Source organism: Paenibacillus sp. 32352 (assembly GCF_002042965.1).
GTDB lineage: Bacteria > Bacillota > Bacilli > Paenibacillales > NBRC-103111 > Paenibacillus_S > Paenibacillus_S vulneris.
The window spans coordinates 324,025-337,777 of record NZ_MZNT01000006.1 but is presented as its reverse complement, the minus strand read 5'-3'; the positions used below and the strand labels follow the sequence as shown (position 1 = coordinate 337,777).

Annotated in this window: 18 protein-coding genes; 7 read left to right on the top strand and 11 right to left on the bottom strand. The window is 46.5% G+C overall.

The genetic code is table 11. The features are described 5' to 3' along the window. Positions 1–29: 29 nt before the first annotated feature. Together B1728_RS16660 and B1728_RS16655 are read left to right on the top strand one after the other, a co-directional pair. Positions 30–245, top strand: a complete 216-nt coding sequence (locus B1728_RS16660) for a hypothetical protein (RefSeq protein ID WP_079911358.1) — start codon at positions 30–32, stop codon at positions 243–245. Positions 246–358: 113 nt separating this feature from the next. Then, positions 359–1,303: a hypothetical protein gene (locus B1728_RS16655; RefSeq protein WP_079911357.1), complete on the top strand. Its 945-nt coding sequence runs from the start codon at positions 359–361 to the stop codon at positions 1,301–1,303. Positions 1,304–1,728: 425 nt separating this feature from the next. On the opposite strand, the gene B1728_RS16650 is transcribed toward B1728_RS16655, so the two are convergent. The 4 genes from B1728_RS16650 to B1728_RS16635 form a co-directional block, all read right to left on the bottom strand. Further along, positions 1,729–2,913 (bottom strand): MFS transporter, encoded by a 1,185-nt coding sequence (locus B1728_RS16650; RefSeq protein ID WP_079911356.1) that lies wholly within the window; start codon positions 2,911–2,913, stop codon positions 1,729–1,731. Between the two features lie 88 nt (positions 2,914–3,001). Next, positions 3,002–4,051, bottom strand: a complete 1,050-nt coding sequence (locus tag B1728_RS16645; protein WP_256865389.1) for an LLM class flavin-dependent oxidoreductase — start codon at positions 4,049–4,051, stop codon at positions 3,002–3,004. Between the two features lie 59 nt (positions 4,052–4,110). Beyond that, positions 4,111–4,392 carry an ArsR/SmtB family transcription factor gene (locus B1728_RS16640; protein ID WP_079911355.1) on the bottom strand — a complete coding sequence of 94 codons (282 nt, stop codon included), beginning with the start codon at positions 4,390–4,392 and terminating at the stop codon, positions 4,111–4,113. Between the two features lie 31 nt (positions 4,393–4,423). Then, positions 4,424–4,630, bottom strand: a complete 207-nt coding sequence (locus tag B1728_RS16635; RefSeq protein WP_079911354.1) for a hypothetical protein — start codon at positions 4,628–4,630, stop codon at positions 4,424–4,426. A gap of 86 nt (positions 4,631–4,716) precedes the next feature. On the opposite strand from B1728_RS16635, the gene B1728_RS16630 reads away from it, so the two are divergent. From B1728_RS16630 to B1728_RS16620, 3 genes are all read left to right on the top strand, one after another. Further along, a complete protein-coding gene (locus tag B1728_RS16630) occupies positions 4,717–6,258 on the top strand; it encodes an MDR family MFS transporter (protein ID WP_256865380.1) in 1,542 nt (513 codons plus the stop codon). A 116-nt stretch (positions 6,259–6,374) separates the two neighbouring features. Further along, entirely contained in the window at positions 6,375–7,604 is a 1,230-nt protein-coding gene (locus B1728_RS16625) for an FAD-dependent oxidoreductase (RefSeq protein WP_079911353.1), read from the top strand. Next, a complete protein-coding gene (locus tag B1728_RS16620; protein WP_079911352.1) occupies positions 7,601–8,293 on the top strand; it encodes a TetR/AcrR family transcriptional regulator in 693 nt (230 codons plus the stop codon). Before B1728_RS16625 ends, B1728_RS16620 begins: the two co-directional genes overlap by 4 nt. A 471-nt stretch (positions 8,294–8,764) precedes the next feature. Here the strand turns inward: B1728_RS16620 and B1728_RS36835 are convergent, their stop codons facing one another. Next, the gene (locus tag B1728_RS36835; RefSeq protein ID WP_256865379.1) at positions 8,765–8,911 is read right to left on the bottom strand and encodes a hypothetical protein; all 147 of its coding nucleotides are present in this window, start codon (positions 8,909–8,911) and stop codon (positions 8,765–8,767) included. Here B1728_RS36835 and B1728_RS36830 point away from each other — a divergent pair. Then, a complete protein-coding gene (locus B1728_RS36830) occupies positions 8,853–9,032 on the top strand; it encodes a phytanoyl-CoA dioxygenase family protein (RefSeq protein ID WP_256865388.1) in 180 nt (59 codons plus the stop codon). The genes B1728_RS36835 and B1728_RS36830 overlap by 59 nt on opposite strands. Then, the gene (locus B1728_RS16610; RefSeq protein WP_179136051.1) at positions 9,016–9,204 is read left to right on the top strand and encodes an S-layer homology domain-containing protein; all 189 of its coding nucleotides are present in this window, start codon (positions 9,016–9,018) and stop codon (positions 9,202–9,204) included. The genes B1728_RS36830 and B1728_RS16610 overlap by 17 nt, the downstream gene beginning before the upstream one ends. 197 nt (positions 9,205–9,401) lie before the next feature. Here B1728_RS16610 and B1728_RS16605 read toward each other — a convergent pair whose 3' ends face one another. The 6 genes from B1728_RS16605 to B1728_RS16580 all read right to left on the bottom strand — a co-directional run bounded on the left by B1728_RS16605 (position 9,402) and on the right by B1728_RS16580 (position 13,741). Beyond that, positions 9,402–10,364 carry a CPBP family intramembrane glutamic endopeptidase gene (locus B1728_RS16605; RefSeq protein WP_179136050.1) on the bottom strand — a complete coding sequence of 321 codons (963 nt, stop codon included), beginning with the start codon at positions 10,362–10,364 and terminating at the stop codon, positions 9,402–9,404. A 56-nt stretch (positions 10,365–10,420) separates the two neighbouring features. Further along, positions 10,421–11,092 carry a response regulator transcription factor gene (locus B1728_RS16600; RefSeq protein WP_256865378.1) on the bottom strand — a complete coding sequence of 224 codons (672 nt, stop codon included), beginning with the start codon at positions 11,090–11,092 and terminating at the stop codon, positions 10,421–10,423. Further along, on the bottom strand, positions 11,056–12,282 hold the full coding sequence (locus tag B1728_RS16595; protein ID WP_079911348.1) for a sensor histidine kinase: 1,227 nt from the start codon (positions 12,280–12,282) through the stop codon (positions 11,056–11,058). Before B1728_RS16595 ends, B1728_RS16600 begins: the two co-directional genes overlap by 37 nt. A gap of 21 nt (positions 12,283–12,303) precedes the next feature. Then, the gene (locus B1728_RS16590) at positions 12,304–12,672 is read right to left on the bottom strand and encodes a restriction endonuclease (protein WP_079911347.1); all 369 of its coding nucleotides are present in this window, start codon (positions 12,670–12,672) and stop codon (positions 12,304–12,306) included. 211 nt (positions 12,673–12,883) lie between these two features. Continuing rightward, positions 12,884–13,216, bottom strand: a complete 333-nt coding sequence (locus B1728_RS37340) for a CcdC protein domain-containing protein (protein ID WP_179136049.1) — start codon at positions 13,214–13,216, stop codon at positions 12,884–12,886. A gap of 48 nt (positions 13,217–13,264) precedes the next feature. Then, positions 13,265–13,741 carry a GyrI-like domain-containing protein gene (locus B1728_RS16580; RefSeq protein WP_079911345.1) on the bottom strand — a complete coding sequence of 159 codons (477 nt, stop codon included), beginning with the start codon at positions 13,739–13,741 and terminating at the stop codon, positions 13,265–13,267. Positions 13,742–13,753 lie beyond the last annotated feature (12 nt).

The window sequence follows — 13,753 nt, the reverse complement described above, 5'->3', positions numbered from 1 at the left end:
ATCCAGTAACGCTAAGAAAACAGCTAAAGGTGACCGCAAGTATTCTTATCAGTTCGAGCTACAACTACGCGATGGTCGCGATGTTCGGCAATCAGAGGGGAAGGGATTACTTCCAGTTTGAGAACGCAAAAATGGGCGTGTATTTTACGGAGCAGGCTAACGACCCTGCTAGGGACAACACATGCTGGCGGAAGTTTCTCGATGAGAAGGTTAAAATTAACCTGAAGTATGTGATTGGCAAGTAAGAATATCGATAGAGAATAGGAACTCTGATAAGGGCTCAACATTTATTGTGTGCTAGGATTGAGTAGTATTCCAAGGAATTTCCATAAACAACAAAAACCACATGGAGGCTTGTATGGACACCAGCATTGATAAGTTATATTCTTCTTTGACAGCACATTTACGAAAACCTCAATGGAAGTTACACGCTGATTATAAGTTGTTTTATCGCGAGAATTTTCCGAACCATTATGTAGAACAGATTGTATTCTTGAAAGGCGATAGGATTCGGCATATTTTCAATTTGGATGCCAGTAAATATCCGTTTGAGGGTCTAAAAGATGCCGCTCAAGAAGCAATTTATAAAACCTTTGTTAACACGTTTCAAAAATGGCCCCAAGACATAGATGTGGATTTGTTTTGGGACGAGGAATCTCCTAAGCACCTTAATATTCCGTGGCAGAAAACGACGACTTTTGGTTGGGACCTAATCATTGACGAAAAACAAATTCTAGTCCCTTTTGGACCCCAAGTATTACTTTATGTACGACTAGCTCAACGAAATATTCAATTAATAATTGAATTAATTAATAGCACATTGGAAACAAAAAAGAAACGGGCGGCACAACAAGCTAATGTTGATGATTATAGAGCGGTAGTAAGGGAATACATAAGGGAGAAAACATTTGGATGGGTAGAAATTGAAGGAGGAAATCTATATTTAGGATACTCATTTAGAGTGCACGATGCGCATCACAATATAATTGAGGAGATTAATCTTAACGGTTTATTGGGCTCGTTCACTTATAGTTTCTACCTTACGAAGGAACGCTACTATGGAACAAGTCTTGATCATAAGCTTGATGAAAATTCCGCTTACCAAGAAATTAAGAAGTCCGCACATTCCGGTATGGAATTTAGTTCTTCGCAGGTACCATATAACCCGTGGGGAAATGGCGAAGGCTCCATCAAGCTGAGTTGTTCTGTAAAATTTGATCAGATTGATTGCAGTGTTGGTTTTATAAATAATCTTGTAATTGTTTTAAGAAAGCAACTTATGCTTATCAAAGAACAGGCCTAACGTCGTGAGCTTCTTGGGTTCGACGGGGTCTAAGTCATTCCATATAATAAGTATAACAAAGGGCACCCGAGGGCGTGAGGGGTGCCCTTAAAATTTAGCCGTTAGAGTGTGTAAGCTGAACCTTATCATAAGTAGGGCGAAGTTCAGGTGCATTTTGAGATCGGAGCAGAACATAAGGCTAGGGTCGATGTTATTCGTACTCTTGTATAACCGGTCTGCCTGGTTGCGGTTATAAGTGACATTCGGCTCTCAATTCAATACGCCCAAGCGAACCGCTATAAAGCTATGCAATTTGGTTTTCGCAACAGACGGGAAGTCGTTTGCTCTACAAAGCGTCCATTGGATGGAGGAAGTGGAAATGGAAATAGAAAACACGAACAAGCAGTAGCATACCGTTGCTTGTTCGTGTAATTGTACGCATGGTTTCATTCTTTGCTTGTGACGGATTGTATGCCATTCGCAGACTGACTTCGCATCGAGAACGATAATATAGCCGGAAGGAGTGCGATTGCAACACCAATTGCGCCAGCCACGCCGATTGACTGTAAGGAGAAGTTTTCCACCACAATACCGCCAATGGCAGCTCCGACAGCAATTCCCAACTGGATGAAGGATGTATTCAAGCTCAGAAGGATTCCCGCTGCGCTTGGTGCCAAGCTAATCATATAAACTTGTTGAATGGGACCCGTAGACCAAGCAAAAAACGACCATAACAGCAGCAACGGAAAGACAGCTATTGATGTATGGGCAAAGAGGGACATAAGGATCAAAATAGCAGCGTGGATCATTAAGCTTCCATTCAGCGTACGCGGAATACCTAATTTATCCGCACCATAACCTCCAGCCTGGGCGCCCAGCAAACTTGCTATACCGAATGAAAATAGCGCGATGCTCACCATCCCATTGCTCATACCCGTAATGTTCATCAGAAATGGTGTAATAAACGTGTAAATGATCGTATAACCGACCATCCAAAAGAAGCTAATCGACAAGGTTAATAATAGCTGCGGCCTTTTCAACAGGGCGAGTTGTTCTTTAAGAGGCACATTTGCCTCTCCTTGCGACTTTGGCAACGCCATTAAAATGACCAGCATCGCGATAAAACTAAGAAGGCCGATTCCATAAAAAATCATTTTCCAGTCGTAGGTGCTGGCAATGACTCTTCCCACAGGAACGCCTAAAATAAGCGATAGATTAAATCCCATCATGATAGTTGCTATGGCGGTGCCTTGTTTTCCAGGTCCGGCAATTTGAGCAGAAACAGTTAAGGCAACCACGGTAAATACACCTGTACTAAGAGCTAAGATCACTCTCGCACCAACAAGCATTGGATAGCCCGTCGAGACCACTGTTATTAAATTCCCTATAAAAAAGAGCGCCAAAGCAGCCAGCATAAGTGTTCTCCGGCTTAGTTTAGAGGTAGCCGCAATGAGAATTGGAGTACCCACCGCGTAAGATATGGAATAAACCGAAATGAGTTGGCCAGCAGCAGCAATGGTTACGCCTACATCTTTGGAAACCAGATCCAATATACCGGCAATTACAAATTCCGAAGTTCCCACTAAAAAACTTACAATCGCTAAAATATAAACTTTCCACGATTTAATCAATTGATTGTTCCCCTTTCTATTTCCATATATCTAAATATATAGAAATGATAACGCTGAAGGATTGAAATTTCTTAACATCTTACTTTCTTTAATGCCTAGCTAGCTCCTTGCGGACAAGGGGGGCGACATCCGTTCCAAATCGTTCGATCGTTCTTAACAAATCACGATGCGGAACCGTACTAAAGTCAACGTACAAAAGAAATCGAGTCAAGCCCAGTTGTTTGGTTACACGTACGATCTTTTCTGCTACATATTCTGAATCTCCAACATAAAGAGCGCCGCGAGGGCTCAGTGCTTCCTCATATACACTTCGTGTATAAGTCGCCCAACCGCGTTCCCTTCCAATTTGATTCATTTGTTCGGCCATAATGGGATAATACTTTTCTTTGGCTGTTGCAAACGAGTTGGCAATAAAACCATGCGAATGACAGGCGATTTGCAATTGATTAGGATCGTGCCCTGCTTGTTGGGCTGCTTTAAGATATAACTGCACTAAGGGAGCGAAACGCTCCGGCATGCCGCCTATAATGGAGAAAATAACAGGAAGACCAAGCTGACCGGCACGAATGGCCGACTCCGGACTGCCGCCAGTAGCAATCCACACAGGAAGCGGGAGTTGTTGCGCTCGCGGGTATACGCCCATATTGTGCAGCGGTGCACGGTGCTTGCCGCTCCATGTTAGGTTCTCTGAAGATCGTATTTTGAGTAAAAGCTCCAATTTCTCATCGAATAATTCCTCATAATTTTGCAGGTCATATCCGAAGAGCGGAAAAGATTCGACAAAAGAACCGCGTCCGGCCATGATCTCGGCCCGCCCATTTGTTAAGTTATCCAGGGTGGCGAAATCCTGATAAACACGGACTGGATCCGACGAAGACAATACCGTAACGGCACTGGACAGCCGAATATGGTTTGTAGTAGCTGCAGCCGAAGCCAAAATAATTGCCGGCGATGAGCTTGTGTAGTCCATGCGATGATGTTCACCAATCGCATAGACATCAAGACCGGCCTGATCAGCCAACTGAATTTCTTCCATCGCTTGTCGCAGTCGTTCGCCTGGCGGAACGCCCCCGCCTTTGGGGTTGGTGTGAAGAAATGTAGAGATTCCAAGTTCCAATGGCACGTGTTTTTCCAATATGGTTTCCCTCCTTTATCTTTTCTATAATTCTAAAGATATAGAAATGAAGCTTAAAAAATTTACGCCAGTAAATATGGCGCAAACTTCATTGCCACTTCTTGATCAACACTGTAGTGAATAAACGAACCGTTCTTTTGCGACTGGATTAAACCCGATTCCGTCAGCTGCTTGAGATGATGGGATAACGTTGAACCGGGCACGTGTCCAAGCTGTTCACCGATCGCGGTAACGCATTGATTCTTTTGCTTTATTAGCATTAAGGCAATTTTTAGTCGTGTAGGCTCACCTAGAGCCTTGTATACTTTGACAGCTTGCACTAGATCGTGATCGACATCAGCCATTAAATTCTCCTTTCCGCCATCATTTCTATATTTATGGAATTATAGAAATGATATTACCACCTAATGACTGCGGTGTAAAGTAAAAATTTGAATGTTTGTCAATCGTCGGTGAAACCTTAACTCGTCCGAGAAAATGCCGTTGTAGTAAATACTCCTCAACCTGAAGGAGAAGTTCCACTGGAAGTGTCACAGCAAGTCGTAAGACGACAAGGTCTTGCTGTGTCTTGATGATTCTCATTCATCTGTCCCTCCTAAAAATGAAAATACCCCCTCGAAAAAGGGGTCATGGTTATGATATATGTATAACCATTACGAACACCGTTCTTGACGAACGGTGTTCGTAATGGTATAACTGAAATGTGCTTATTAGAGCTCAATAAGCATGCTCTGAAATATATACAGAAAGAAGTGAGAATAATCGATATGGGGCCAGCAAATAAAACAGCAAGTATGCAGTCAGAATTTTCATTGAAAAAAATATTACCGGTGCTGCTTGCAGTGACTTCGGGAATGTTCCTCGTAATCTTGGACAGTACGATTATGAACGTGGCAGTACCGAAATTGGTAAGCGCCTTTGATACCAATCTCAGCACAATTCAATGGGTCATTACGGCCTATACTTTGTCATTATCAGCTATTATTCCGCTCGCAGGTTGGTTCTCGGACCGTTTCTCGTCAAAACGGATGTTTATGACGAGCATCGTGTTATTTGTGCTTGCTTCTGTCTTGTGTGCCCTGGCGCAAACGCCTGAGCAACTGATCATCTTCCGTATCCTTCAAGGACTCGGAGGGGGCATGGTTGCCCCGATTGGGATTGCAACGGTGTTCTCCGTTTCGCCTCCCGACAAACGTGGTTCAGTCATGGGGATTCTCGGGATTCCGATGCTACTCGCACCGATTCTCGGTCCTGTTCTGTCTGGTTGGCTTATTGAGTTTATAAATTGGCACTGGATCTTTTTCATCAATGTGCCGGTTGGGTTTATCGCGTTACTAATGGCATGGAGATACCTCCCTACAGCGAAGCCGAAGCACAACAGCAAGCTCGATGTAGTCGGCGCAATCTTAGCTCCGATATCCTTCGCCTCACTGGTCTTCGCGGTTCACCAAGCTGGTGAGAAGGGCTGGTCGAATGCATGGACGCTTGGTTCACTCATATTCGGTATCGTCATGCTTACAATTTTTATCTGGCATGAATTGCAGCAGAAATATCCTCTGCTGGAGCTTAGGGTGTTCCGCTCTCCGGCATTCGTACATGGAATTCTCGTCGCGTGGCTAAATCAGATTGCGTTGTTCGGCAGCATTCTGTTGTTCCCTCTTTATTTGCAGCAGGTTAAGGGCCTTTCGCCGCTTGAGGCTGGACTGTATGTCATTCCACAGGCAATCTTGTCAACGGTGGGAATCAACCTCGGTGGCAAATTGTTTGACCGTTACGGAGTTCGGCCGGTTGCCATTATGGGCATTCTGTCTCTATCTGGCTCATTGCTCGCATTGACACAAGTTACTGCTAATACCAGTCCGTTGTACATTATGTGTAGCTTTGCCTTTGCAGGACTAGGCCAAGGATTGACGATGATGCAGATCAATACTCATGTGCTCAAATCGGCTCCGAAGGAATTAGTCAGTCGCGTGACACCGATAACAACTTCAGCCCAGCAAATCATGTCATCCTTCGGAGTGACGATTACGATGGCTTTTCTAGCTGAAAAGATTAGAGAACTACCTTCCCAGCATACTCTCAATCAGTTGGGGTATGCTTTCGGTTCCACGTTCTGGATCACTCTGGGGTTTGCGATTGCGGCATTAGTACTCAGTTTATTTTTTGCAAAACGTATAGAAAATAACACTGCCTCACCTCAATCGAAATAGCGTTAGCTTATCAGCAGAGAGAATTTGTATTCTGCGGCTTTGGACGAAAAGAACGGAGTTCGCAATAAAGATATTTCACTTTGATAAACGACAAATATGCTGAGGAGATGTTTACAATGACAACAACTACTAAAGATCAAAAACGTATCGCTATTATCGGAGGAGGCCCGGGCGGACTAACGCTTGCGCTCATTCTTCAACATCATGGCATTCCGTCCGTCATTTATGAGCGGGAGCTGGAAGACAAGAGTCATGAACGCGGTGGTTCCCTTGACATTCATGAGGAATCCGGTCAACAGGCGCTGAAGGAAGCCGGACTTTATGAGGCTTTTCAAAAAGTAGCTCGTTATGAAGGGGAGGACTTTCGCCTATTCGATAAGACTGGAAAATGTTTTTTGGATGAAGTAGCTGATGAGAATGCTCCAGGAGGGCGGCCAGAGATCGACCGTGGCGTACTTTGCGATTTACTCTTAAGCAAGTTGGACCCAGCGATCATCCGCTATGGGTATAAGCTAGACAAGGCCGTTTCACTATCCAATGGCATGACAGAGCTTCATTTCGAGAACGGGTTCATCGATACCGCGCATCTTGTAGTTGGAGCGGACGGTGCCTTCTCCCGTATTCGTCGGCTGCTTTCGGATACGGATGTCAGTTATTCGGGACTAACCATGTTAGAGCTTAATGTTGAGGACGCTGCTAAACGCTATCCTGATTTGGCTGCATTCAACCGTCGTGGCAAAGTGTTTGCATTGGACGATCACAAAGGCATTTTGGGGCAGTTGAATGGTGATGGGCGCATTAAGGTCTATGCGAGCCTGTGGGTGGATCGGGAGTGGCTCGAAACAAGCGGTATTAGGTCTGAAAATCCTCAGGAAGCGAAAGCAAAACTACTGGAGATCTTCCAAGATTGGGATGAGTCGCTCAAAAATTATATCCGCTACGCGGCTGATGCTGTTCTTCCAAGACGGATTTACATGTTACCGGTTGGATTCAAGTGGAAAAGGAACTCCGGTGTTACGCTGATCGGTGACGCGGCCCACGTCATGTCTCCGTTCGCTGGCGAAGGCGTTAATATGGCGATGCAGGACGCAATGGAGCTTGCACTTGCGATCGTACGGAATGAAGATCAAGCAAAAGCGATCGAGGATTATGAGGAGAAGATGTACGCCTATTCTTCGGAGATGGCTCGTGAGTCAAACGATAATCTCGTGCTGTGCTTCTCGGATGATGCAGCCCGGAAGCTTAACAAGCTTATGAATTCTTACCATGAGCAGTATAACGAAACGAAATCGAGCCTGAAAAGCGGATTTACTATTCGCTTCCGGCATGATATAAGAGAAGTATGATGAAACCTAAACGTAAAATTGTAAGTCGCCGGGCTCGTCCGGCCAAAGAACCGCTCAGTCATGAGTTGATTGTAAAGACCGCCTATGAGTTGCTGAAAGAAGAAGGCACCCCAGGCATGAGCATGCGGAAGGTGGCCAAAGCACTGGACACCGGACCTTCCTCGCTCTATGTTTACGTAAAGAACTTGCAGGAGTTGAGCTCCTATGTGCTGGATTATGGACTTGGGGAGCTCGTGCTGCCAGAGCTAACGGAAGGCAATTGGAAGGAACAGCTTTTCCGGGCTTTGGATGCGTATGTGATGTTGCTAATCGAGCAGCCTGGACTTGCGGAGCTGTCACTTCAGGCAATTCCGGTAGGGACCCATGCATTCCGGTTGAATGAATACCTACTTACGGTCCTGCACAAGGGTGGTATTACGTCCACTTCCGCTGCTTGGGGAATGGATCTATTACTGCTGTATGTTTCCTCAGTCGCTTTCGAGAAGGCCGCTAGGTCCAGGCATGGAGAGGAACAGATGGATGCCATCCAACATTCTTACCAAGCTTCAGATCCGGTTCGTTTCCCGCTCATTCACAGTCTGAAAGAGGAGTTGTTTTCCGGAGACACCGTTTCGAAGGAACGGTTCTATTGGGGGATTGAAGTGATCTTGAACGGTATTGTGCAAGCTAACGGTTTGCAGCGGAGCTAGATCAGTTGTTGGACGGTAACGGCTTACTGGTTTTTCTCTTCAAGAGCGAATTTTTGAACAAAGCGAGAACAAAGAAAGGGCCATCCCAACGAAGGATGGCCCTTAAAACTTGCCGTTACAGACAGCGCGGAGAACCGTATCACGGGGGCGGGTGTTGCTGGAGGAAGACATACAATTGGGGCTTCTCCTGATCAGTCAGCTTGGCCATCACTTATTGCGGCGACGGATGCGACAGTCACCGGAGATAACTACGTAGGGCTAGGAATGAATCCGCTAAGGGCTAAGAAACCGAAGTTTGTGGATTTCCCCAAAAAGGCATTGAACGCGCAGCTTGCGGAGAAGCTTTGGCTATTATCCGAAAAGTTAACTGGAGTACACTACGAAGTATAAATTAACTATTAAAGGGCCACCGGGTAACTAAGCTAATTAACCAAGGCCATTCTTTTTAGGTATCTCTCCATATCTGAGACATCATTTGGGCTTAGACGAGAAATCGTGCCTATGAGTCATTCCGGGCAGCAACCATTGGGACACCGCCAAGGCGGAGCAACGATATTCGCTGCCCGGTTTCGGATCCGCCGATGCGGTGCCGGTGCCGATGAATGCGGACGATGTCATTTTCCACAATATCCAACTGCTGCACGGGTCTCCCGAAGGCGACGGCAACTTTGCGGCCGAGGCCTCCATTCGCTGCCAAGACATGATGGTTGATCCTTTATCAGGTGTTGGAATCATTTAACGAGCTGCCGAAGGGTTCAAGATGGCGCACCCTGAAAAACTTTCCGGATGCGGATGGCGTAGCCGATTATGCCCGAACCGCCATGAAGCGGTTTGTCGAAACCGGCATCCTTAGCGGAAACGGAGAGAGTTTGGCTACGCAGGCGCTTTCCACGAGGGCACAGGCCGCGTAAGTGCGGTATCGGCTGTTGACCTATAAAAGCGGGTGAGGCAACTCCGGAACGTCTCTTCCAGAGTTGCCTCGATAAATTACATTGCTTCAATCGTTCGGATCGTATTGAACCTAAAGTGAAAACTGTATAGGCTGTATTGCGGAAACGAATATAACAATATGATTAACGTACAATCTCATAAGCACGATCAGAAAATGTCAGCCGTTTGCCTGTTCAACGGATCTTCTTTCCTTCCATTGCCTCCGTCTGAGCATTACGGACACATATCCAATTCCGATCAAAAATACCGTTGTGGTGACGATGCTGCCTTCCAAGCCGAATGCCCCGCCCGTCAGCCAATCCGATCCGGTGAGTTGGAGATGGAACAGATGCCCACCCTCTGCCGCGCTGCCACCGACTTCTGCCCCGTAGATGTTGCCTAAAGCCCAGTTCCATACCGTGTGCCAGGCACACACTCCCCAAAGCGATCCTTTCGCGATGCGATAGAGCGCAAGAAATAACCCGAACAGAAATAGATTGCAGAGAACCAAAGGAGATAAGCCGTTGTTCAGACCGTGAACACAGGCAAAACAAAGGGAAGAAAGCAAAACCCCGATCCAAGGGTTCGTGCGGATGCTGATCGTCTGAAGCAGCCAACCGCGATACAACACCTCCTCTGCCGAGGCTTGAACTGCCCACCCGAGGAAGACGAGAATAATTCCTCCAAGCGCTGGCACTCCTTCCAGCGGACCGCTTAAGGGAATGAAGCTTCCGATGTTCAAGAGAACCGCGATACCTGTCGCAAAGCTTATCATCAGGAAGCCGATACATAGGCCTCGGAGGTATCCAGAAACGAGCCCTTGGCGTGAAAAACCAAGTGTACCGAAAGGGCGGCGCTCGAACCATTTCAGCCACCCCCAGAGCATCAGATAGATGGGCACATTCAAAAGCCATAGGATGAGAATCTTCGCGATAGCAGAAAAGACGGCAGGCTGATGAACAAGAGACTGCTCAAGTCCTGAAAGAGCCATGTTCAAGGAACCGGACAGCGTTTCCGCGAGCAGGATACTGACAAGAACGAAAGCGAAGGAGAGCAGCACCGCTGCTATCGGATGAGTAACACGTTTCGTTTGAGTACGTAAGGTAAATGTCGGGGATTCGGGTTGCAATAAAGTCTTCATGGTCATGGAATCTTACTCGTTCCTCCCTTAAGGGTATAAGTCGTTTGATTTTGTATTTAAACCAGCCGTTCATCAGAAGCTTTCTTCATCGCCGATTTCCGGTTGTGAACATTTAGCTTGGAATAAATATTGGAAATATAATTTTTGACCGTACCTTCCGATAAACCAATGCGATCGGAAATGGCTCTGTTTGCGATCCCGTCCGAAATATACTTAAGCACTTGCAGCTCCCTCTCGGTTAATCCGTACGGGGATTCCTTCGGATTAGCCGTACTCAGAGAGCGGGCAAACAACGATTTGGCCACCTCCTGCGTAATCATCGTTTCCCCGCGGTACACCAACCTTATCGCTGCTGCGAGATCCAAGGGATGGATTGCCTTCAGGATGTACCCTTCAGCACCTGCATTTAAAGCACCGACGACGTAGCATACGTCTTGAAATGTAGTCAACACAAGGACCTTGACCTCAGACCACCTTGCTTTGATAATAGCGGTTGCCTCTACTCCGTCCATGATGGGCATATGGATATCCATCAACACCAAATCGGGCTGCAACCGATTCACTTGATCGACGGCTTCCTTCCCGTCGGCCGCCGTTGCAACGACTTTAATATCCGCTGCCGAACCAAGGACAATCTTCAGACTTTTACGAATGATCTCTTGATCATCTGCGATCAGCACTCGGATGTCTTTCATTTCCGGTGTATTTTTTTCGTCGGAATCGTACATGCAATTACCGTCCCATGGTCAGAATGTGAAGTTACAGCCAAGGTGCCGTTCAGATTTGCCGCCCGTTCGTACATAGCCTTTAACCCGAAGCCTTCGACCAGTTCACTTGCGCCCTTCCCGTCATCGGCAATTTTGATTTCGACGCATTCCTCCGAGTAGGCAAGCTCAATGCGGATCGAAGAAGCCTTTCCATGCTTGTTGGCGTTAGTCAAGGATTCCTGCAGACAGCGGATCATCGTCAATCGAACGTTTTCCGAGACCGTATACTCCGTTCCTTCGACATGCACCGCAATTTCGGTCCCCGTATGGAGCGCAAACTCATCGGCGATTTGCGAAAGAGCTTCCGTAAGCGTCCGCTCCTCCTGTTCCGGAGCAATCTGATGGATATGCCTTCGAACCTCGTCAAGTCCGTTTCTCGTCACTTCAAGCAGCTCCTGTAGACTGTTTTTCGCTTCTTGCGGGTCCACGTCGATGAGGTAATGCACCGCATCCATCCCCGTAATTGTCGTGGCAAACGTATGGCCGACCGTATCATGAAGTTCACGTGAAAGTCGGTTCCGTTCCTCCGTCAGCGTCAGTGCTTCGATTTGTTTGGCATAAAGCTCCAAAGTCTGGTTTTGTTTGGTGATCAATCCGTAGGAGGCAATCAACTTTTGAAAGCAGAAGCCGCTGCCGTAGAGAACCCCGAATTCGATGGCCACGCTGATTGTCGTTTCTATCCCGCTCCCCCGAAACCATCCGACCAGTAATGGAATGACAATAACGGATGTTGCAGCCGAGAAGACGGCGATTCGGCCGACACTCATATACCCCAACATGATGGAAGGGAAATTATAGAATGCGAATTCGACCGTCGGGCTTGCTGCCATCAAGCAGAAAAAGGTTCCGTTAAGCAATAATTCGGCCAGAACCGGGAACATCCGCGGAATGCCGCGGCGCAAAAAAAGTACCATCGGAGTAACATAAGCCAAGGTGTAAAACAGCAAAATGAACCACCGATCACCCGTGGCTGCAAACCCCGAGCTACCGCTTAATTCGCCGCCAGAGCGGCTTAGGAGGTAATGAACCCCCAGCAGGAACCATAAGGTCCGAGTGCCAATGATCACATAATCAAACCAATGCCTGTACGGTACGGCAGCTGCCACCTTGTTACGGACCCAATCACAAGAGCTCTGGGACTTGGCGGACACAGGATTCCTCCCTCCTTTTCTCTAAGGTATCAAAAAAAAGTCATAGCAGAGTAGTGACTTTTTTTGATAAGAAAATGTTGTTAGAAATAGAGTCATGAGTGTGCTTTTGGCAACCTCTTTATCCATCCCGGCTAAATCTTTTTGTCTTTTACACTGAATAAGAATTGTTGGTGGCCCTGTAAGATTAGTGTCGTGTGTCCAAACTCTAACATCGACACCGCCATCTGCTCTTCCAGGACCAATTTCTACGAAATAGCCTTGTCTTTCAAAAAATTCAGCTGTTAGACCTTCAAATTTTCGCCAGTGAATATTTCCTATCTTATTGAAGTTTGCTCTTAAATAATCGATATAGCGCTGATTGAAGCAGCGGAAGATCGTTGGAATAGTCACTCATCCGTAAGAAAATACGAGGTTAAGGTATGGATGGCGCAAGCAGGAAACCAAAAGCAGCACTGAGCCTTATACAACACCGCGCTGGATAAAAATAGTTGGATACGCAGTCATCGTTTTGCTCCTGATTATCATTGCTTTAATCCTATTCAATTAGTGTGAAGCCTCCAGTTATTGGTGCAACAGGGCCCACGGGTTGATCTTTATGTCGTTAATGTCGGATTAGGGATTGGGATAACTGATATGATCGGGCTGTATTCAAAATATCATGCTCATGCAAAATAAAATAATAATTGTATCTCTGTAAACGCGAACCCGTCAACTCTTTCCGAAGGAATAATCGGATGAGGATGATGCCTACAAATGCGAACACAAATCCCCAGTTTTTCTTGGCATAAATAAGGTTATCTTCTCGAACCTCATAATTCGTGGTCCAAATAAGGGGGAGGGATAACACCATTCCTAGACCCAAGGCCAATCCATATGCCCAACTAGGTACAAAGAGCTCCGAACTGAAAAGGTATCTGAAAGAAAGCGAACTCAAAAAGGGCCCTCCGCGTGTGTTTCGGAGTGGCCCTTTGGTCAAAGCCTACTATTTTTTAACCACAGGAACCCAAAATTCGCCGTAGAAAGTGCCGTCACCGTTTTCTTTGCGATAAGTCGCATTGGGACCGCCGATGTAAGCATAGTCAGTGATTTGTGACAAGACTTCGCCAAAAGCACGATAAGTCAACTGATCAAACAAGGTTTCCTTATCACCGGTTCCTGCGAGCACAATGTACTCGCTCTCTGGAAACTCAATGATGCGTGTTGCGTCAGCCACCGATTTGCTAGCTTCTACCGCGAAATAATTCCACGGTCTGCCTTGATAAACCTCGTTGACTGACCATTCGCGATCATCCTTTGCGGCCGCTTTGAGCTTATCAAAACGCCCGTCAGCCTTGAGTCCTCCCCAAAACTCCGCTTTTTCCTTCTGTAAAGCCGGCGCGTCTTGGAAATTGGATTGAATTGAAAAACCATAAGCGGTCAATGTAAATGATTTCTTATGTTCAACTGTGTAATTTGCCATGGGACTGCTCCT